This is a genomic window from Pseudomonas sp. Tun-23181, from assembly GCF_057415455.1.
Genome location: NZ_CM171630.1, coordinates 3,283,082 through 3,301,937 on the forward strand (window position 1 = coordinate 3,283,082; position 18,856 = coordinate 3,301,937).

Here is an 18,856-nt window from a genome sequence, read left to right on the forward strand (position 1 = left end):
ATGCGACTAAAAACCTTGATGTCGATCAACGCTGGCGGGTGTACCAGGCATAGTCTGGAGGCAGACGACCGCTGTCGGAGGGAAACCATGGCCAAGAAATTTCCCCACAACCCCAGCCATCCCGAGCGCATCTGCTGGGGTTGCGACCTGTACTGCCCGGCGAAGGCATTGGCCTGCGGCAACGGCGCGGACCGGACCATGCATCCGGCGGAGTTGTTCGGCGAGGACTGGTACCAGCAGGAGCAATGGGCCGAGCAGGCCAGCGAAGAGACGGTGCCCGACACAAGGGGCACACAGGCGCCATAGACGAGCCAGCCGCCTCAGCGTCGGCGCTCCTGGCGCAGCGCCACCAGCTTCGCGCGCATCTCCCGATGCCGCTTGCCGTTGAGCACCAGCAAGGCCAGCAGCGGCAACGCGGCACTGATCGCCAGCAACAAGGCGGGCACCGCGCCGCCGAACAGGCTCAGGGCCATCAGCAGGCTGATGACCAGCACGCCGACCACGACCCTGACCGCCCAACCCTGCCCACGGATCATCAGAAAGTGCCCCAGGCACAGCACCAGCACCAGGCCACCGCTGAGCAATACGCTGTACGACGCATTGTCCGGATGGTCGCGCCAGTGGCTGTCCACCCACAAGGTCACCGCCAACGCCACCGACAGCAGCGATGCGAAGAACCCCAGCAGGAACGTGGGGAAGTAGCGCGCCATGAAGGCACCGAAATCACTGCCAGCGGCCATCACTCGATTTCCTCATAAAGCCCAACGGCAATGCTCTGCACCGTGGCACTGCCCGCCAGGCCGAAGGTGGCGCCCAGGGAGTCGCGCAGCAACGTCTGGGTGGCATGGCTGATCTGGGTCGGCGTGTAGCGCTTGGCCAGGGTCCCGGCCGCCTGCTCGAGCTTGAGCTGCTTGGCGGTCAACGCCGGGTGCTTGATCGACAAGAGCTCGGTGGTCAGTGCCTTGCGCTGCTGGCGGGAAAGGGTCTTGCTCAGCTCCAGCCAACTGCGCCCGGTGGCGGCCTTGTGCACCTGCAGGTACTTGAGCGTGGTCAGGCCCGAGGCGCCAACGCCCAGCAGCGAGACACCGTCGAGCACCCTGGACGCGGCCTGGTACCACTCGTTCTCGTCCAGGGCGTCGTTGGCCGCCGGATTGGTGGTTTCACGCACCGTGCGCATCACGCCGATGCCGCACTGGATACTGCTGGCGGTGGCTGCAGCCCCGCCGATGTAGGTCAGTACCAGGCTGGTACCGCCGGAAAACGGCGCGGCGATGGTGCCGCTGAACACCACGAACCACCCCAGCACCGCACCGGCGCAGGACAAGGTGGTATTGACCGCCTCCTTGATCACCCGCGATTCGCGGGGGTTGTTCTGCAACTGCTCGGTGTACTGGGCCGGTGTCTGGTACTTGTTGATCTCGCGCAGGATCACGCGCTTGGGCTTGATGCTGCAGATCGGCTGGAATTCGCGCAGGGTGATGACGTTGTAGTTGGCGTCGATGTACACCACCCCGGCGCCAACGATGCGCGGGTCGGCATCGATGGCGGCGAACATCTGCGGCAGGTTGATGCGGCTCTGGATGCGCTGGCGCGCCATGAACTGCGAGGTGTTGCCCAATTGGTTGACCAGAAGATCTGTCACAGGTCGATTCCCTCAACTCTCGGTGCCGCGATAGGGGCGCAGCGCGCCCCTGGTTTCAGGCTCACACGTTCGGGCAAGGCACCGGTGCCCAGTCGCCCATGTCCGGGCTGTTGCACATACGGTTGACCTGGTCCTGGCCGGCCTTGGCCACCTGCTGGGCCTCGGTCTTCTTGCTGGTGGCGTTCTGCAAGGTCTTCTCGGTGGCCACGGCCTCCTTCGGCACCGCCGGCAGCTTCTTGGGCGTGGTCTTCTTCGCGGTCTCGGCCTGGGCCACCACGGTGACGTCCGAACGCTGCACGCCGACCTGCTTGAGGTCTTGCTCGTAGGCTTGGGTGTAGTTGTCCAGGTTCTCGCCGAGACGGCCGCTGACCGCCGTGATCAGGTTGTTCGACTCCTGCAGGCCAGAGACGATCTCGGCCAGGCGCTTGCGGCCCTCGGTGTCGTCGATGCGCTTGGCCTTGCGCCCGTCCATCAGGTTGGCGAACTCGCGCTGGTAGCAGCTCTGCGAAGCCTTGGCATAGGCGGTGGTGCGGTCCATGTCCGCCGCGCTCTTGTCGATGTCGGTGGCATAGGAGGCGATGCGCTGCTTGTCATCGCTGATCTGCTTCTGGCGTTCGGTGTAGTAGCCCGCCGCACCGCCGACCAGGGCACCGCCGGCCGCGCCGATGGCAGCATTGCGGCCACGGTTGTCGTTGTCCACCAGGGCGCCGGTCAGGGCACCGCCCACCGCGCCGAGCAGCGCACCGGTGGCCACCGAGCGGGTCATGTCGGAGTCGGTGGAGCGCAGGTGCTGCACCGGCTCGTAGCAGTTGGGGTAGTACTCGACCTTGGTGGTCGCACCGATCCTGGACACCGGCGAGCCGGCGCAACCGGTCAGCAGTACGCTGCTGAAACCCGCCGCCAGCAGCAGTGCGGTACGGGCCTGGGAAGCGTTGATCAGGGGCTTGCGTGTGAAAAGCATGGTCAGGTTCTCTCTTGGGTTGTACGGGGCCGACCAGCGTCATGCCGGCCGGGATTCCTTTCTCGGTCGAGTCGTTCAGGGCCTCGGGGTGGCCGAGGCGAGCAGCTCCTTGAGGATCGTCGCCGGGTCGGCCCGCCGGTTCTGGCGGTACTCCCCGACATGGCGGACGAACAGGGTCGCACGGGTCACCAGGCTCCTGCCCAGGACCGGCTTGCGGTTGAGTTCTTCCTTGACCCGCTGGAACTGCGCCTGGATCACCGCATCGGTGTAGCGCGTGCCGCTGGCCAGGTTGTCGATGTAGATCGCTACGGCGCCGTCCAGCGCGTTGCGGCCATTGGCGATGGCGGCGGCGAACATGCGGGCGCTGGTCGGGTCGCCCGAGGCCTCGGCCTGCCGCTGGCTGTTCTGCAGGTTGGTCAGGCGGATGTTGTAGTTGTTGATGGTCTCGGCCACCAGGGCGGCGGACTGGATCAGGTTGCCGGCGGCTTCCTCGCGTTGCTGGGCGATCAGCGAGACGTTGCGCTTGAGCTCCTCGTTGACCAGCCCAAGCTCGGCCTGCAGGCGTGGGTCGGCGGTGCTGGCGATGATGCCGTCCAGGCGCTTGGTCGGGTCCTGGGCATCGTCGATGGCGTCGGTCAGGCTGGCCAGGCGGCCCTCCTTCTGCCATTGCTCGAACAGCTCCTGGTAGCGTGAGCGCGGCGCCGACAGGGCACCGATGGCCACCCGAAAACCGGTGGTCTCGTTACGCTGCTCGGTGCCGTCGGCGCCGAACAGCGGGTATTCGCGGCGCATGCCGGTGAACAGCGTGCCCTCGCCTTCCAGGTAGTTGCCGCCCTTGACCACGAAGCCGCCATAGGCCCCCTGGCGCCGGCCGGCATGCACCAACTGGAACGACTCCTGGACCATCTCCGCGGCGTTGCCGATCACATCGAACAGCCCCAACGGGTTCGGCTGCCGGGTGCCGATCGGCATCAACCGCGCAGCCTGGCCGGTGCCACCGGCCACCTGGTTGAACACCGCCCAGTCGGCCAGCGGCCCTTCGCTGTCGCTGCCCTCGACCTTGCGCGGGAACAGCCGACCTTCCAGCGCCTGGCGGCTGACCACCGAACCGCCACGGGCGGCGAACTCCCACTCCACTTCGGTGGGCAGGCGCACGAAGCCGATACCGCCATCCTCGGGCTTGCTGCCACGGCCGCTGATCGGCAGCAGGTCGCGGTGATGCTTCATCAGCCAGGCGCTGTACACCGCCGCGAAGCGCTCGGCCTCGAAGCGCGACAGCTTGACCTTGGGCAAGCGCCCGGCCGCCTCGGTGACCGGTTCGCAGGCCGGCGGCGCCTCGCCGCTGGCCAGGGACTGGGCCTGGGACATGACCTGGGCATACTGCCGGGCGGTGACTTCGTACTTGCCGATGAAGTACATCATGGGCTTGAGCGGGCTGCCGGCCTCGACCTTGGGCAGGCTCGAGCCGACCTGCTCGCGCCACTGCGGCGCCAGGTCCTGCAGGCTGAACTGGCCGTTGATGAAGTCGCGGCGGTAGCCGGAGATGAACGACTGCTTGTAGCCCGCCTCGCCCTCGCTGAAGGGGTAGCCGAGGCTCACCTCACGGTCGTCCAGGCTGCCCTGGGCCAGCACATAGACGTGGCGGAACACCATCTCGCCGCCACAGGGCAAGGGCAGGCTGACGTCATCGGCCAGCGGCTTGGGGTTGTCCAGCTTGGCGCTGGCAGTGGCTTCGACCTTGTTTCCAGGCTGGGCCTCGTTCCCAGGTTGGGCCTTGGGCTTGTCATCGTCGTCGGCCTGGACGCAGGCGACCAGGCTCAGGGCGGCGATGACCAAGGCGGCGGCCTTCAGGCGACGTTCAGACATCACGGATTCCTTCGCAGGTGTCGATCCGCGCCACCCGCCAGCCGCCCAGGGCGGCCGCGGCAGCACTGGCCAGCAGGACGGCGAGCAGCGCGACGAGATAGTGCAGGGGCAACAGGTGGCTGGCGTACTCGCCGGGCACCTGCATGAAAAGCCGGTTCAGGCCGTGTTCGGCCAACAGGTACAGCACGGCGGCCAGGGCCGCGGCCAGCACGCCGCTGTAGAGTGCCTGGAGCACCACGAACAGCAGCAACGCGGCGGTGCCCAAGCCCAGCAGGCGCAGCACTGCCAGCTCGCGCTGCTTGCGCTCCACCGCCGCCACCGCGCCCGCGGCGATGGCGGCAGCCGCGCCGCTCACGGCCAGGGCGGCGATGATCCAGAACACCAGGTCGAGGTTGCGGCTCAACGACTGCACCTGGGCGATCCGCGCCGCCTGGGTCGAGACCAGCACCTTGCGCTCGGCGAAATAACGGCGCAGCGGCTCCACGTCGGCGAGCCCACGGGCATACAGGCGAAACGCCGGATAGACCCGCTGCGCGGGGTCAGCCTGGGCCTCGCCCGGCCAGCCAAGGGCCGGCACGGCACGCCCGTCGCGATAGTCTTCGGCGGCCTCCAGCAGCGCCAGGGGGGCGAACAGGGCATCGCGCTCGAATGCCGCCAGTGGCAACACCGCGAGCACCCGCAGGCGCGCCTGGCGCCATTGCACCTGGCCAGCCTGCTGGCGACCGATGCTGGCCTGCAGCTCATCGCCGGCCTTGGCGCCGAGCTTTTCCGCCGCGGTGAAATTGAGCACCACCTCCTGCAAGTCACCCGGCAGCGGCACACCGTGCAGCAACGGATCGCCAGCGGCGGTGGGCAGCATCTCCACCGTCACTCCGCGCCCACTGGCCGGCAGCAGCAGCTCGGCGGTGGCGGCGATCTGCCGGGTACGCGGGATAGCGAAGGCCACGTCCGGACGGGCGCCCAGCGCAGCGACGAAGGCGGCATCGAAGCGCCCGCCGCCCAGGGGGATGATTTCGCGCACGCCCGGGTCGCGCTGCAAGCGCTCGGTGAGGCTGCCGACCAGGCCGAACTTGAGGCCGAACAGCACCAGCAACGGCGCGATCACCGCCACCAGCGCCAACACGCTGCAGGCCGACAAGCGCCCGTCGTTGCGGTAGTCCTGCCAGGCCAGGCCGGCGATCAGCAGCGGGCGCATCAGGCTGCCCTCTCCAGGGTCGCGGTGACGCCGCCGTCGGCATCGCGCCGGCACGCCATGCGCAGCACCGACAGGCCCGCGCTGCGCGCCAGGGCCTCGTCGTGGGTGGCGACCACGCAGGTCACCCGATGTGCCTGGGCCTGCTGCAACAGCAGGTCCATGACCCGCCCGGCATTGACCGGGTCGAGGGCCGCGGTGGGCTCGTCGGCCAACAGCAGCGCCGGACCGTGCGCCAGGGCGCGGGCACAACTGACCCGCTGGCGCTGGCCCAGGGACAGCGCGGCCGGGCGCTTGTCCAGTTGGTCGTGCACGTCGAGCGCCTCGGCCAGGCGCTCGACGCTGCCGTCGTCGCTCAACCCGAGCAACTGGCGCGGCAGGCGAATATTGCCGCGCACGTCGAGAAAGCCCAGCAGCCCACCGGCCTGCAACACATAGCCCAGGTGACGGCTGCGCAGCGCGGCCAGGCGATCGAGCCGGCGCTGGCGCCAGAGCCCGGCGATGTCCTGCTCGATGCCGTCGAGCCCCAGGCTGAAGCCCTCGGCGGCATCGGGCGCCAGCACCAATGCCAGCAGGTCCAGCAAGGTGCTCTTGCCGCAGCCGCTGGGGCCGACCAGGGCCACGCGCTCGCCCGCGGCCAACCGCAGCCGGTCGATCTCCAGGCTGTAGCGCTGGGCGCCCTGCCCGCGCGTCTTGCGCACCCCCTGCAAGCGGATCATCACGGCAGGGTCGACAGCGGGACACGGTACAAGGCATCACCCGGCTCGGCATTGCCGAAGCGCACCCAGTTGGCCATGTCGTTGTGGAAGGTTTCGTACAGGCGGATCTTCGACTCCAGCTCGTCGATGAAGTCCTCCTGCTCGGCCACCGAGAGCGACAACCACAGGTCCTGGGTCATGCTCAGCGACTTGCTGCGGTACGGCAGGCCCTCCAGGTACTCGCCGAGCACACCGCTCTGGGCCAGGTTGGCGCCCTTGCGCAGCTCGCCCGGGTCGCGGCTCATGTAGGCGCTGGCGCTGGCGATCTCGTTGAAGAAGTCGCCGGGGGACGAGCGGGTCTTGCGCGCGGCATCGACGATCAGCTTGAGCGACTGCTGCAGGTCGTTGAGCTGCAGCTTGGTCAGCATCACGCACACCTGCAGGGTCGGCAGCGCCGGGTTGGTCAGGTCGCGGTCGGCGGTCCAGGCGCTGACCAGACGCGGCGCCTGGCTGGCGCCCTGGCGGCCGAGGAAGTCCATGTGCATGGCGTAGCCGATGGCCTGGGACTTGGCCGCCAGGCTCGATGCCGAGGTCAGCAGCGGCACCGGTTGTGGCTGCTTGTTGCGCACCTGGTGGACCAGCTCGGCGAAGGTCGAGCCGATCTCCCGCACCCGCTCGCCGAACACCGACACCTCGCCGCCCGGCACCGAGACGTAGAGGTCGCCGATCTGCGGGTTGCTGTCGGCGCTGAGCACACGGTACTGCTGTTCGGCCGAGGCATGGTTCTTTTGCCCGGCCGGGGTGCGCAGGTGCAGGGCGTAGATCTTGATCTGCTTGCTCAGGGCGGCCTGGCGCACCTCGGCCTCGTTCATCTGGGTGCTGCTGAACGGGTCGTTCTTGCGCAAGGCGCCCGCGTCGCTGACCAGCAGGATGATGCGCCCGCCGTAACCGGACCAGTCCAGGCCCTCGACCGCCTGCAGGATGCCGGCGAAGGCATCTTCGTTGAACGAATGGCTGGAAACCTGGGTGGCCTTGACCTGCGACGCCGCCCGCAGGAAGCGCGCCGGGTCGCGGCCCTCGTCGAGGTTCACCAGGGTCTTGCTCAGGTACTCCAGGCCGGGCGTGCGCTGGGTGCTGTTGCGAAAGCCCACCAGGCCGAAGCTGACGTTGTCCAGCTCGCCGCGTGCCGCCAGTTGCTGCTGCAGTTCGCTGACGACCTGGCGGACCCGGTCGATGTAGGGCTGCATGGAGACCGAGGTGTCCACCACCAGGACGATGGCCGTGCGAAACGCCTTGTCGTCGCCCGCCGCGACGCCTGCGGCCGTGGCCGCGCTGTCGCGGGCACTGGCTCCTGGGTCGATGGAGGCGATGTTGAGCAGTTGCACCGGCTGGCCTTCGGCATCGAAGCTTTCACGGAAGTCGAAGATCGGCATCAGGTAGAACTGCTCCTGGGGCACCGCGCTGGCGGTTGGTTCCAGGGCCATCACCTGGGGCACCTGGTCCGGCTGGCCCTGCGCCTTGAGCAGGGTATCGCGGGCCATGCCGGTATCGTCGAGCAGGCGCTGCACGTCATCGGCCTGGCGCAGGAACATCACCGGCGAACGGCCGGAGCGTTCGGTGAACTTGAGCACCAGGCTCTGCTTCCAGTCGCTGGTCTGCCCGGCGGGCAGCCAGCCGTCGCGCTGGCCATCACTGGAGGCGCCGACCTGCACCCAGGGTTTGCCGTCGACGTCCTTGCGCTGGTAGACGTAGAGCACGCTGAACGCCGGCAGGCTGTCGCCGGACTCGGCCCCAGGCTCGCTGGCCAAGCGCGCGCCGGGCTGGCTCAGCACCCGCTGGAACAGCGTCTTCTTGCCTGGCATCAGCAGCGGACGCTGGTCATCCACAGCCGCGACGGGCGTGGCGCTACCCTGCTCGGGCGCCTGCGGCGAGGGCGGTGTGGTGGCCTGTGCCAGCGGCGCGTCGGGTGCCGGCGTATCGCCGCTGCCCAGCCACCAGTAGCCGACACCTGCAAGGCCGAGCGCGGCGGCGACCGCCACGGCCAGCAACGCCATGGCGGGTTTCTTCCTGGCAGGTACGGGCGCGGGCGGTGCCTCGGCCGCCGGGCGCTTGGCCGGTTCGGCGATCGGTGGCACCTGGGGGATCTCAATGGAAACCGGCGTCAGGCCGCCCAGGTCCGATGGCGTCGGGGCCACCGGCGTGCTCACCGGCAGCGGCCGGACCTGCGTGGCTTCGCTGTCCTCGGCCGGCAGGCGGTCGAGGGCCGCGAGAAACGCGGCGGCATCGGCGAAGCGTTCGTTGGGGTCCTTGGCCAGCAGCCCGCGCAGGATGTCCTGGTAGCGGCCATGCTCGATGGGCAACTCCGGCAACGGCTCGGTGAGGTGGGCCAGGGCCGTGGACAGGGCATCGTTGCCGCTGTACGGCAGCTTGCCGACGAGGATCTCGTAGAGCACCACGCCCAGGGCATAGAGGTCGGCACGGCCGTCGATCTCCAGCCCACGGGCCTGCTCCGGGCTCATGTAGCTGGGCGTACCCACGGCGAAGCCCGCCTGGGTGAACTGGGTGCGGTCGTCCAGCGACTTGGCGATGCCGAAGTCCGACAGCACCGCGGTACCGTCGGCGCGGAACAGGATGTTGGCGGGCTTGACGTCGCGGTGCACCAGCCCCTGGGCGTGGGCATAGCCCAGCGCCTGGGCGATCTGGCGCACGTACAGCAGCCCCTGGCGAGGCTCCAGCCCAGCGGCGATGCGCTCCTTGAGCGTGCCATTGGGCAGGTACTCCATGGCCATGTAGTACAGCTCGCCGACATTGCCGATGTCATGGATGGTGGCGATGTGTGGGTGCGACAGCCGTGCCAGGGTCCGCCCTTCGCGCAGGAAGCGCTCGCAGAAGGTCGGGTCGGCGGCCAGGCTCGCCGCCATGATCTTGAGCGCCACCTTGCGCTCCAGCGAGCGCTGGGTGGCCAGGTACACGCTGGCCATGGCGCCCTGGCCAATCTCGCTGTCGATGTCGAATCCGGGAATTTGCATGTCCATGGTGGGGTTCTTCAGCCGGCCTTGACGACCACGGCGGTGATGTTGTCGGGAGCGCCACGGGTCAACCCCAGGTGCACCAGGCCGCGCACTACCTGGTAGGGGTCGGCGTGGCCGAGCACGTCGCCGATCTCGTGGTCCTCGGCGGTCTTGGTCAGGCCATCGCTGCACAACAGGTAGGTGTCGCCGGGCAGCACCTGCAGCGCGACCGCCTGCAACTCCAGCCGGTCCTCGACACCGATGGCACGGGTGACGATGTTGCCGCGCGGGTGCACACGGGCCTCGGCCTCGTTGAGCAGGCCGCTGTCCTGCAGTTCCTGGACGTAGCTGTGATCGTGGGACAGGCGCTCGATGCGGCCATCGCGCAGGCGGTACAGGCGGCTGTCGCCGGCCCACAGGCCGATGCCCTGGTCGCCGCGCACGGCCAGCACCACCACGGTGCTGCCCATCATCGCCACCCCACGGCGAACGGTTTCGTCGCGCACCGCACGGTTGACCCGGGCGAGGCTGTCACGCACCGCCTGGGCGCAATCTTCCAGGCCCTGGCACGGCGGCAGGCGGCGCAGGCTGTCGACGGTCAGGCTGCTGACGTAGTCGCCAGCGGCATGACCGCCCATGCCGTCGGCCACCGCCCACAGGCCATCGGCGGTGAGCTCCAGGCAGGCGTCTTCGTTGATCCGGCGCACCATGCCGGTATGGCTGTAACTGGCCGCGGTGTAATGCATGGCGGTCATCCGAAATCTGCCTCGCTACCCAGGAGAAACCCGGCGAAATCCTCGCTGCGCGGCAAGCCGGCACAGCGCATCAAGCCAGGAGCGATACGCTCCGAGCCCCTGCCCCACCACAGGCTCATGCCCTCGCAGGCGCACTCGGCCAGGGCCAGGGCGCGGCCTTCGGGCGTGGTCGCGTCCAGCCGTTGCAGGCCCCCCACCGTCAGCCGCGCAGGCATCGCCTGGGGCAGCGGCCGGGTGTCGCGAAAAGGCTGCAAGGCCGCCGCGAAGGCGTCGAAAGCGGCATCGGGCTCGAGCGTGGCCAGCAACGTGGCCTCGACCTCCTCGAACCACGCCTCGCCCCCGCCCACGGCCGCGGCGAGCCGTTGCCCTGGCTCCAGCACCTGCGCCACGGTCAGCGGGAAGTACCGGCCCACCCGGTCGATGCTCGGCATCAGCACGCCGACCACGGCCTGGGGCCCGCACACCCCCGGCGCCAGCGCAAAGCGCCACAGGGGGCTGACCAGGTAGGCCTGCAACCACTGCTCGCCGAGCTGGCGCTGGCTGGCCTGGATCCCAGCGGCCAGCCACTGGTCCCAAGGCTGGATGAAACTCGTCGGCAGGCCACGGCTGACGAAGTCGCCACGGCAGGCCAGCTTTCCGTAGAACCCCACGTCGTTCACAGGCGCTCCGGCAGGCTGAAACCGCTGAGCACACGGCTGCGGAACGGGTTGAAGGCACTGCTGGCACGCAGCTCGTAGGACACGCTGGCCCCTTCCACGCGCAGGCGCAGGTTGAAGCGCTCCGGCGAGCCGCCCGCCACCAGGTCGGACTGGTCGAGCAGGCGGAACCAGGCCCAAGGCCCTTCCAGGGTCATCCCGGAGCGGCCATTGGCCAATGGCGGCGAGATCGACAGGCGCACCACGCCGATGCTGTTGGGGTTGGGCCACTGCAGCGCCACCGGGCGGCTCGGGCCGTGGTCGTAGCTGACCTGCTGGCCGTCGAGGTCGAGCAAGAACTGGGTGATCGAGGCATCCATGGCTACCGGTTTGAGTTCGAAGCGCACCCCAGGGCGCAGCCCGCCGCCGCTGCGGAAGAAGGCGTCGCGGATCGCCGCGGCACGCTGGAAGGTGTGCAGCACGTTCGAGCTGATGCCAAGCTTCTGCGCCGCGCCCGGCTGCCAGCTCCACGGCGAGGTGGCGGTGTTGACGTAGGGTTGCAGGTACTTCTGGAAGTAGTTGTCCATCACCCCGCCGACGCCGAAGAACTGGCCGAAGTCTTCCAGGGTCGCGTCGCGTGGGCTGCCGGCTGACAGCGGGTAGCGGCCACTCAACGACTGGCGATAGACGCTCACCACCTCGCTGGTCCAGGCCGCGTTGAGCTGGTTGCGCACCCCGCCCATGACGATCGCGTTGGTCGAGCCGACCACCGAGCCGACCAGTTCCTGGACCACCTTCGGCTGGCGCGCCGCGCCCAGGGACACACGCTGGGAGGCAGCCTGGACCTGGTTCTTGGCCTCGCCCAGCAGGGCCTCGCCGCTGGCGCCGACCATGGCGCTGACCTGCACGTACAAGGCGTTGAGGTCGCTGAGCAGGCCGTCGAGCGCGGCGGGCTCGCCCTCGCCGCCGTCGGCCAGGGCCGCCAGTTCGGCGAAGTGCGCGGTCACCGGGTCGACCTCGCGCGTTGCCTGGCGCTCGCCGGGCACCGGCGTATCGCCGAGCAGGCCGCCGAGGCGCTGGCGTAGCTGGTCGACCCCGGCCTGCTCGACCTTGGCCTGGGCCTGGTCGAGGGTGGTCGGTTGTTGCAGGTCGGTTTCCCTGGCCACCGCCTGGAGCAGTTTCTTCAAGGGCGAAGTGGGGCCAGACAGCACGCGCAGCACGTCGGCAGCCTGGCCGACGCTGGTGATGGGCACGAAGTCCAGGTCCGCCAGCAGGGCATCCCAGTGGCGGATGTAGTCCTGGTAGAACAGCTGGCCCACGTCATCGGCCAGGCGCTTGGCATCGCCCGCCTCGCCCACTTCACGGCCAAGCACCCAGCGTTCCTCGGCCAGGGTCGTGCTGTGGGCCAGGCTGGCGGCGAGGAAGGCCTTGCGGTAACCCTCGACGGTGAACAGCCCTGGGAGCGGTTCGTCCAGCGGCTTGCCGCTCTTGCGCCGGAACACCAGCGCAGCGTCGCGCCCGGCGGCCTCGCTGATGCGAAAATCGGCGACCCCGGACGGTAGCTTCTGGCGCTTGACCCGGTCGTAGACGCGCTGGGCCACCGGCAGCTGTTGCAACTGGCGGCGCGTGTCGTCGATCAGGCGCTGGTCCAGCCGGGCATTGGGCGGGCGCCGCTCGAACAGCGCCTGCAGGTGCTGGTCGAGGGCCTGGCGCTGGTCGGGCGCCAAGTCGCGGGGCAGGTTGCGCTCCCAGTCGAGGCTGATCCAGGCCTTGATGAACTCGGCGTCGTAGTGTTCGCCGTCGGCCAGCATCAGGTAGGCCTTCAGGCCCTCGTAGAGGTAGTCGGAGGGGCCGCCGGCATACAGCTGCTCCTCGATGCGGGTGACCAGGCGCGGGGCGAAGATGGCGATCAGCAGCTTGCGGTAGACGCTGGCCGACTCGCCTTCGAGCATGTCGCCCTGGTACAGCCCCAGGCCCTCGGCCCAGGCCGGCGGGTCGTCGGCCAGGCGGCGCACGGCGTTGAGCAGCGGCAGCACCTCGATGACCTCGCGCTGGGCCGGGCTCAGTTCCTGGACGCTGCGGCCCAGGGGCTTGAGGCGGTTGTCCACCTCGGCGATGTAGGCCTGGTTGGCCCGGTAGCTCAGGGTCCACAGGGTGCCGACCACCAGTACCAGGGCCACGCTCAGGGCCAGGGCGCCACGGGCGATCCACTTGCGCCGCCGCTCGACCTTGGGGTCGCAGCCGACCAGGCCGCGCTCGGCGAACGCCACGGCGGTGAACAGCCGCTCGATGAAATAGCTGCGCCCGGTGCCGCTCTGGCGCGCCAACTGGGCACGGTCCAGGCCCATGCTCTGGGCCATGCTGCCGATCAGCCGGTCGATCGGGCTGCCTTCCTGGGTTCCGCTGGTGAAGTACACCCCGCGCAGCAGCGCGCGCTCTTCGAAGGCATTGGGCTTGAAGACGCCGTCGAGGAATACCTGCAGGTTGCCGCGCAGGGCGGCGAACTGCTGGACGAAACCGTACACCAGGTCACGTCTGGCTGGATCGCGCTCCTGTTGCAGGCGCTCGACCAGGCGTTGGTTGAGGCGCTGCTCGAGCAAGGCGAACTCGCCGCTGAACTGGGCCAGCGGGCCATCGCCTTGCTGGCCGTCGTCCAGGGGGAAGGTCATGCCCCAGACCTGAGCACGTTCTTCCTTGCCCAGGTTGTCGAAGAACTCCATGAAGCCCGGCAGCAGGTCGAGCTTGGTCAGCATCAGGTAGATCGGGAAGCGCACGCCCAACTGGGTGTACAGCTCCTGGATGCGCGTGCGGATCGCCACGGCATGGGCGGCGCGCTCGGCATCGCTGCACAACAGCAGGTCGGACAGGCTGATGGCGATGAATGCGCCATCGATCGGCCGACGCGAGCGCTGGCTCTTGAGCAGGTCGAGAAAGCCCAGCCAGGCCGCCTTGTCCACCTGGGCATGGCTGTCCTGGGTGGTGTAGCGCCCGGCGGTGTCGAGCAGCACGGCCTGATCGGTGAACCACCAGTCGCAGTTGCGCGTGCCGCCTACGCCACGGATCGCCCCGGCGCCCATCTGCGCCGCCAGGGGGAAGTGCAGGCCGGAGTTGACCAGCGCGGTGGTCTTGCCCGAGCCGGGCGGGCCGATGATCACGTACCACGGCAGCTCGTACAGGTTGCGCCGCTCGTCGCCGCCCAGGCGCGCCTTCTTCAGCAGGGCCAGGGCCTCGTCCATGCGCTGGCGCAGGGTCGCCAGCTCTTCGGCGGTGGCTACGCTGGCCGGGTCTGGAGCGGTCTCGGCGGCCAGGCTTTCCATCACCTTGGCCGCTTGGCGGCGGGCCTGGACGATGCGCCAGATGCGGTAGGCGATCCACGCCGCGAACAGCAGGACGATCAGCGCCCAGCGCGGTGCGGCCGGCACCAGCCAGTCGAGCAGCGGGCCGACGAACCAGATGATCAGGCTCAGGGCCAGCAGGCCCAGTACCGGGATCACCCAGCGAATGACAAAACTGAAAAACGCCTTCACTCGACGCCCTCCGCCAGAACGGTGATCTCTACCCGGCGATTCTTCGCCCGGCCCTGCGCGGTGTCGTTGGAGGCCAGCGGCTCGGTGTCGCTCAGGCCCTGGGCGCTGAAGCGCCCGGGTTGGCCGGTGCGCGCGGCGAGGAGCTGGCGCACCTCCTCGGCACGGGCCTGGGACAACGCCCAGTTGGATGGGAAGCGGATCGTGGCGATCGGCCGGTTGTCGCTGTGGCCGGTCACGCGCACGTTGCCCTTGACCTTGGCGATGGCCTCGGCGATGCGCAGCATCAACGGCTGGAAGTCGCCCTTGATGCTGGCGCTGGCGGAGGCGAACAACTCATCCCCCCGGATGGTCACCACCGAACGGTCCACCGCATCTTCCACCGCGACCCGCCCGGCCCGGATATCCTCGGCCAGCAGGCCGGCCAGGCGCGGGCGCTCCACCGGCTTGGGCTGCACCACCGGGCGGTCCATGGCCTGCACCGGGATCTCGCCCAGGGCGTGGATACCCCGGAACACCGGCTCGGCGTCAGCGGCCAGCTTCAGGCGCAGGCCGAACAGCACCAGCAGCAACAGCGCCAGGGCCACCGCCAGGCCGACCCAGGGCGGCACGAACTGGGCCAACCGGTCACGCGCCACGCTGACCCCACGCCAGTGCGGCGACAGCTCGCGCTCGATCTCGCCACGGGCCCCCCGAATGGCCGCCGCGGTGCGCTCGCGCAGGGCCTCGAGCTGGGCGCGACCACCGTTCATGACCCGGTAGCGGCCTTCGAAGCCCAGGCTCGTGCACAGGTACAGCAGCTCCAGCAGGTTGAGCCGCTCGCGCGGGCTTTGCAGGCAGTGTTCGAGCAGTTGGAACACCTTCTCGCCACCCCAGGCCTCGTTGTGCACGGTGATCAGCAGGCTCTGCTTGCCCCAGTCGCTACCGCTGCCCCAGGGCGTGCTGAGCACCGCCTCGTCGAGCGCCGTGCACAGGGCGTAGCGCGCCAGCAGCACCTCGTTGCGCGGCACCCCGGCGGCCTCGGCACGCTCTTCGAACTGGCGCAGGTAGGCCAGCAGTTGCGCACGCAGGCTGGCCGGCGCGGGGTGAGCGATGGTGTTGCGCAGGCGGGTGAGCAGCGCCAGCAGCGGGCCAGCGGCCTGCTCCAGGGGGTTGAGGCCCTCGGCCTGGCCCGGCGCCAGTGGCTCGGCGGGCACGTTCAGCGGCGCCGCCGCGGCCGGTGCGGCAGGCTGCGGGCCGCGCCCGCCGGGGCGCGGCATGAACTGGGTACGGTCGTTGGCCTGCGGATCGTCGGGCTGCATCGCGGTTTATCCTCGAATGGCCCAGAAGGCCAGGTTCAGGCCAGGGAACTCGCCGGCGACGTAGAAGGCGAAGCCCCCGGAGTGCTGCAACTGCTTCCAGTGTTCGCTGCCACGGTCGAGCTCGAAGTAGGTCGAGCCGGCATGGAACGGGATCTGCCGTGGCGCCACCGGCAGCGGCAACAGGCCGATGCCCGGCAACTGCAGGTTGACCAGGTCGCGGATGTGCTCCACCGAGCCGATCTTGCTCTGCTGGCCGAAACGGCTGCGCAGGGTTTCGCTGGGCACGTCGGCGCGCACCACGAGGACGAAGCTGGCGCTGTCCAGCAGGCTGCGGTCGGCGAGCATGGCCACGTGGATGCCATAGGCCTTCTCGACGATCGGGATCGCCACCGCCTTGCTGTCGATCAGCATCGACAGGGCTTCGCGCAGCGCCGCCATCACCGGGGCGAAGGTCGCCGCCAGGTCGTCGTGCTGGTACACCGGGTAGCTGGCCGGGCGGCGGCCTTCGCTGCAGAACGTGGAGAACTCGCCGGCCAGGGCGAGCAGTTCGCTGTACAGCCGCTCGGGGTGCAACGGGCTGAGCTGGTTGAGGTGCTCGAACAGCGGCTGGGCGCGGTTGACCAGTTGCAGCAGCATGAAGTCGGCGATTTCCGAGGCTCCGCCGTTGGCCGAGGCCACCACCCGCCCGGCCAGCGCCTCGCCGCGCTGGTGCAGCAGGCCCAGCAGCTCGCTGCGAAAGCCCGACAGCAGGTCGTTGGCGCTCACGTCGAGCAGCGGCGGGATGTAGCTGTCGTCGAGCACTAGGGCGCGGTCGGCGCGTTTCTCGCGGATGCGCACCACGCCCAACGCGGCGTACTCGCCCAGGCCATCCTCGCTGTGCAACAGGCGCAGGGCGCGGCTGCCCAGGGCCAGCGGCGCACGGTTCTCGAACGGCGCGTTGTCGTCGCGCACTTCGCTCACCCGGCTGACATAACGCGCCCCGTCCAGGGCCTGGCCGTCGTCGACCGTGTCACGCGCGCCGGCGCGCTTGAGCGGCAGGCCGAGGTGGATCACGCCGTCGCGCAGGTCGTCGGGGATCTCCAGCGGCGGTGGCGGCAGGTCGTCGCGAGGGATGTCGAACGGCGTGCCATCGGGCAGCAGACCGCGGGCGCTGAGGATCGCCAGCTTGCCCTGGGCCAGCAGGCCCTGGTCGATCAGCAGCTCGGAGAAACCCCAGGCAGCGGCAGACAACGGCCGGCTGCGGGCATCGATGAGGTTCTCCAGGTAACGGTCGTGCTGCTGGAAGTGCTGGGTCGTGATGAACATGCCTTCCGACCAGACCACTCGATTGTTCCAGGACATGGGTTCTCCGATTGCCTAGCGCACAGGTTCAGGTTGCGGGGTGGCCACGGCGCTGCGCACGGCGCGCACATCGAGGCTGATCTGGTAGTCGCGCGGTGGCACCGGCAGCACGCTGCGCCATTGGGCCTGGTCGATTTCGCGGTAGCCGACCACCAGGCCGACCTGGCGCGTGGCCGGGTCCAATGGGCGCTCGATGCGCAGTTGCTCGCCGGGGTGCAGCAGCACTTCGTCCTGGTCGAGCAGGTCGGCGCCAAGGGTGGCCTGGGCGCGCTCGGCCAGGGCGAAGTAGTCGGCCCGGGCGAAGGTGGCGCTGTTCTTCAGTTCGTAGATGCGCACCCGCACGGGTGCCGGGCTGCCGCTGGCGCCAGGGTTGAGCCCGGCAGCGGCACTGAAATACAGGGTGACGCCTGGCGCTTGGCCGGCCGAGGGTTCGACCCCGCCCTGCCCGCCACAGCCACTGAGCAGCAGGGCAACCAGGGCGGCGATCAGTCTTCTTGCATTCATCCTCGTCCTCATGACGTATCGGTCTTCTTCCTTCCCGGCGCTTGGCTCAGGAGCGTTGCAATCGAGCGCTATGGGCCTCGTAGGCACGGCTGAACTCACGGCCGAACAGGTCCTGGAAGTCGTCTTCGGCTTCCTGGGAAATCTGCTTGTACAACGCGGTGAACTGCTGCCAGCAATGGGCCTGGCGCGAGCCGCCGAACAACTTGCCAAGGCCTGCGGGCGGTGCCAGGCGAGCCTCCAGCTGGCCCGGTTCGAAGCGCGTCAGCAGGTGCTTGATGGCCGCCTCGACCCCAGCCATCACCGCAAGCTGGTGGGCACGCAGGTCATCGAAGCTGTCACGCACCGCCTGGTCGGGGGCCATGAACGCCTGGCTGCCATGGCGCAGCAGCAACAGCAGGGCTTCGTCGGCGTTGGGGGCGAACTTCAGTGGGTTGTTCTGCACGGGGGCGATGGTGGTCTGCTGCATGCGGAACTCACCCTTGAGGCTGCTGCGCGCGCGCAGCACGTCGATCAGCCCCTCGACCATCAGCCGGTAGCTGCGGCCGATCGCCTCCATCTGCGCTGCGGCATCACCGCCATCGATGCACAAGTGCTCGACCCCCGCACCGCGCAGGAACGCCTGGAGCAGCGCTCCATCGGCCATGGGCGCCGTGGCGGTAGGCACTGGCACTGGCGCTGGCGCTGGCGCTGGCGGCTGCGGCTGCGGCTGCGATTGTGGTGGCGGCGCGAGCGGCTCGGTGGGTGTTGCCGGGGCAATCTCGACCTGGGGCGCAGGCGGCGGCGTGCTGCCGCCGAACAGGTCCCAGTCTTCAGGGATCAGGCCCGGGCTGGCAGGCGCTGCCGGGGCGGGCGCCGGGGCGAGCGGCTCCGGTGGATGGAAGGCATGCTGCTGGGCCGGCACATGGTCCGGCTGGCTGGCGGGCGGCACGCTGGAGGGGCCGAGGAAGTCGAACAGGTCCGGCAGGGTGTCATGGCTGGAGGCACCCGGCGGCACCACGACCGGCGCTGGGACGACAGGGGGAGCGGAGGCGGCCACCTGGTTGGCCATCAACGCCTCGAACCCGTGCGCACTCGGCTGGTCGGCGGCGGGGACGGAAAACCCCGAATCGATCCGCGCCTGGATTTCATAGTCACCAATGCGGATGACTTCACCGTCCATCAGCGGTTCGCTGTTGCCACGACGCAGGCGTACACCGGCATGCACCAACTCCACGCCATTGGTGCTGTTATCGGTCAGATAATAACGCCCATCTTTGAACTGGATCACACAATGAGACGAAGACACCAGTCGCTCCGGATCGGGCAATACCCAATCATTGTCCGCGCCGCGACCAATGGTGATGGCACCCGTTTCAAGCAACATTTCCGGGCATTGTCCCGGTGTTATCTTGTGATAACTGGTTATGGTCAGGCAAAGTGCCATCAC

General features: G+C 69.0%; 15 protein-coding genes. 1 reads left to right on the forward strand and 14 read right to left on the reverse strand.

From position 1 onward, the window contains the following. Positions 1-87 precede the first annotated feature (87 nt). Complete coding sequence (locus ACDI39_RS15665) at positions 88-306, forward strand: DUF3079 domain-containing protein (protein WP_225786586.1); 219 nt, start codon at positions 88-90, stop codon at positions 304-306. A gap of 14 nt (positions 307-320) precedes the next feature. Here ACDI39_RS15665 and ACDI39_RS15670 read toward each other — a convergent pair whose 3' ends face one another. The 14 genes from ACDI39_RS15670 to tagH all read right to left on the reverse strand — a co-directional run bounded on the left by ACDI39_RS15670 (position 321) and on the right by tagH (position 18,853). Beyond that, the gene (locus ACDI39_RS15670) at positions 321-740 is read right to left on the reverse strand and encodes a hypothetical protein (protein ID WP_253080265.1); all 420 of its coding nucleotides are present in this window, start codon (positions 738-740) and stop codon (positions 321-323) included. Continuing rightward, on the reverse strand, positions 740-1,597 hold the full coding sequence (gene ssp4 / locus ACDI39_RS15675; RefSeq protein ID WP_262923596.1) for an Ssp4 family T6SS effector: 858 nt from the start codon (positions 1,595-1,597) through the stop codon (positions 740-742). Before ssp4 ends, ACDI39_RS15670 begins: the two co-directional genes overlap by 1 nt. Positions 1,598-1,703: 106 nt before the next feature. Continuing rightward, positions 1,704-2,603 (reverse strand): type VI secretion system-associated lipoprotein TagQ, encoded by a 900-nt coding sequence (gene tagQ / locus ACDI39_RS15680; protein WP_225786589.1) that lies wholly within the window; start codon positions 2,601-2,603, stop codon positions 1,704-1,706. A 75-nt stretch (positions 2,604-2,678) separates the two neighbouring features. Next, the gene (locus ACDI39_RS15685) at positions 2,679-4,469 is read right to left on the reverse strand and encodes a formylglycine-generating enzyme family protein (protein ID WP_486536927.1); all 1,791 of its coding nucleotides are present in this window, start codon (positions 4,467-4,469) and stop codon (positions 2,679-2,681) included. Continuing rightward, entirely contained in the window at positions 4,462-5,664 is a 1,203-nt protein-coding gene (locus tag ACDI39_RS15690; protein WP_486536928.1) for an FtsX-like permease family protein, read from the reverse strand. The genes ACDI39_RS15685 and ACDI39_RS15690 overlap by 8 nt, the downstream gene beginning before the upstream one ends. Next, a complete protein-coding gene (locus tag ACDI39_RS15695; protein WP_225786861.1) occupies positions 5,664-6,380 on the reverse strand; it encodes an ABC transporter ATP-binding protein in 717 nt (238 codons plus the stop codon). Before ACDI39_RS15695 ends, ACDI39_RS15690 begins: the two co-directional genes overlap by 1 nt. Beyond that, entirely contained in the window at positions 6,380-9,394 is a 3,015-nt protein-coding gene (locus ACDI39_RS15700) for a serine/threonine-protein kinase (RefSeq protein ID WP_486536929.1), read from the reverse strand. Before ACDI39_RS15700 ends, ACDI39_RS15695 begins: the two co-directional genes overlap by 1 nt. Before the next feature lie 11 nt (positions 9,395-9,405). After that, positions 9,406-10,125 (reverse strand): PP2C family protein-serine/threonine phosphatase, encoded by a 720-nt coding sequence (locus ACDI39_RS15705; RefSeq protein WP_486536930.1) that lies wholly within the window; start codon positions 10,123-10,125, stop codon positions 9,406-9,408. Continuing rightward, positions 10,122-10,784, reverse strand: a complete 663-nt coding sequence (gene tagF / locus ACDI39_RS15710) for a type VI secretion system-associated protein TagF (protein ID WP_253080269.1) — start codon at positions 10,782-10,784, stop codon at positions 10,122-10,124. The genes ACDI39_RS15705 and tagF overlap by 4 nt, the downstream gene beginning before the upstream one ends. Continuing rightward, positions 10,781-14,287: a type VI secretion system membrane subunit TssM gene (tssM, locus tag ACDI39_RS15715; RefSeq protein WP_486536931.1), complete on the reverse strand. Its 3,507-nt coding sequence runs from the start codon at positions 14,285-14,287 to the stop codon at positions 10,781-10,783. The genes tagF and tssM overlap by 4 nt, the downstream gene beginning before the upstream one ends. Then, on the reverse strand, positions 14,284-15,585 hold the full coding sequence (locus tag ACDI39_RS15720) for a DotU family type VI secretion system protein (RefSeq protein WP_225786596.1): 1,302 nt from the start codon (positions 15,583-15,585) through the stop codon (positions 14,284-14,286). Before ACDI39_RS15720 ends, tssM begins: the two co-directional genes overlap by 4 nt. Positions 15,586-15,591: 6 nt before the next feature. Next, positions 15,592-16,926 (reverse strand): type VI secretion system baseplate subunit TssK, encoded by a 1,335-nt coding sequence (gene tssK, locus ACDI39_RS15725; protein WP_225786597.1) that lies wholly within the window; start codon positions 16,924-16,926, stop codon positions 15,592-15,594. Between the two features lie 15 nt (positions 16,927-16,941). Then, the gene (gene tssJ, locus ACDI39_RS15730) at positions 16,942-17,430 is read right to left on the reverse strand and encodes a type VI secretion system lipoprotein TssJ (protein ID WP_225786598.1); all 489 of its coding nucleotides are present in this window, start codon (positions 17,428-17,430) and stop codon (positions 16,942-16,944) included. A 46-nt stretch (positions 17,431-17,476) separates the two neighbouring features. Next, a complete protein-coding gene (gene tagH, locus ACDI39_RS15735; protein WP_486536932.1) occupies positions 17,477-18,853 on the reverse strand; it encodes a type VI secretion system-associated FHA domain protein TagH in 1,377 nt (458 codons plus the stop codon). Positions 18,854-18,856: the final 3 nt, after the last annotated feature.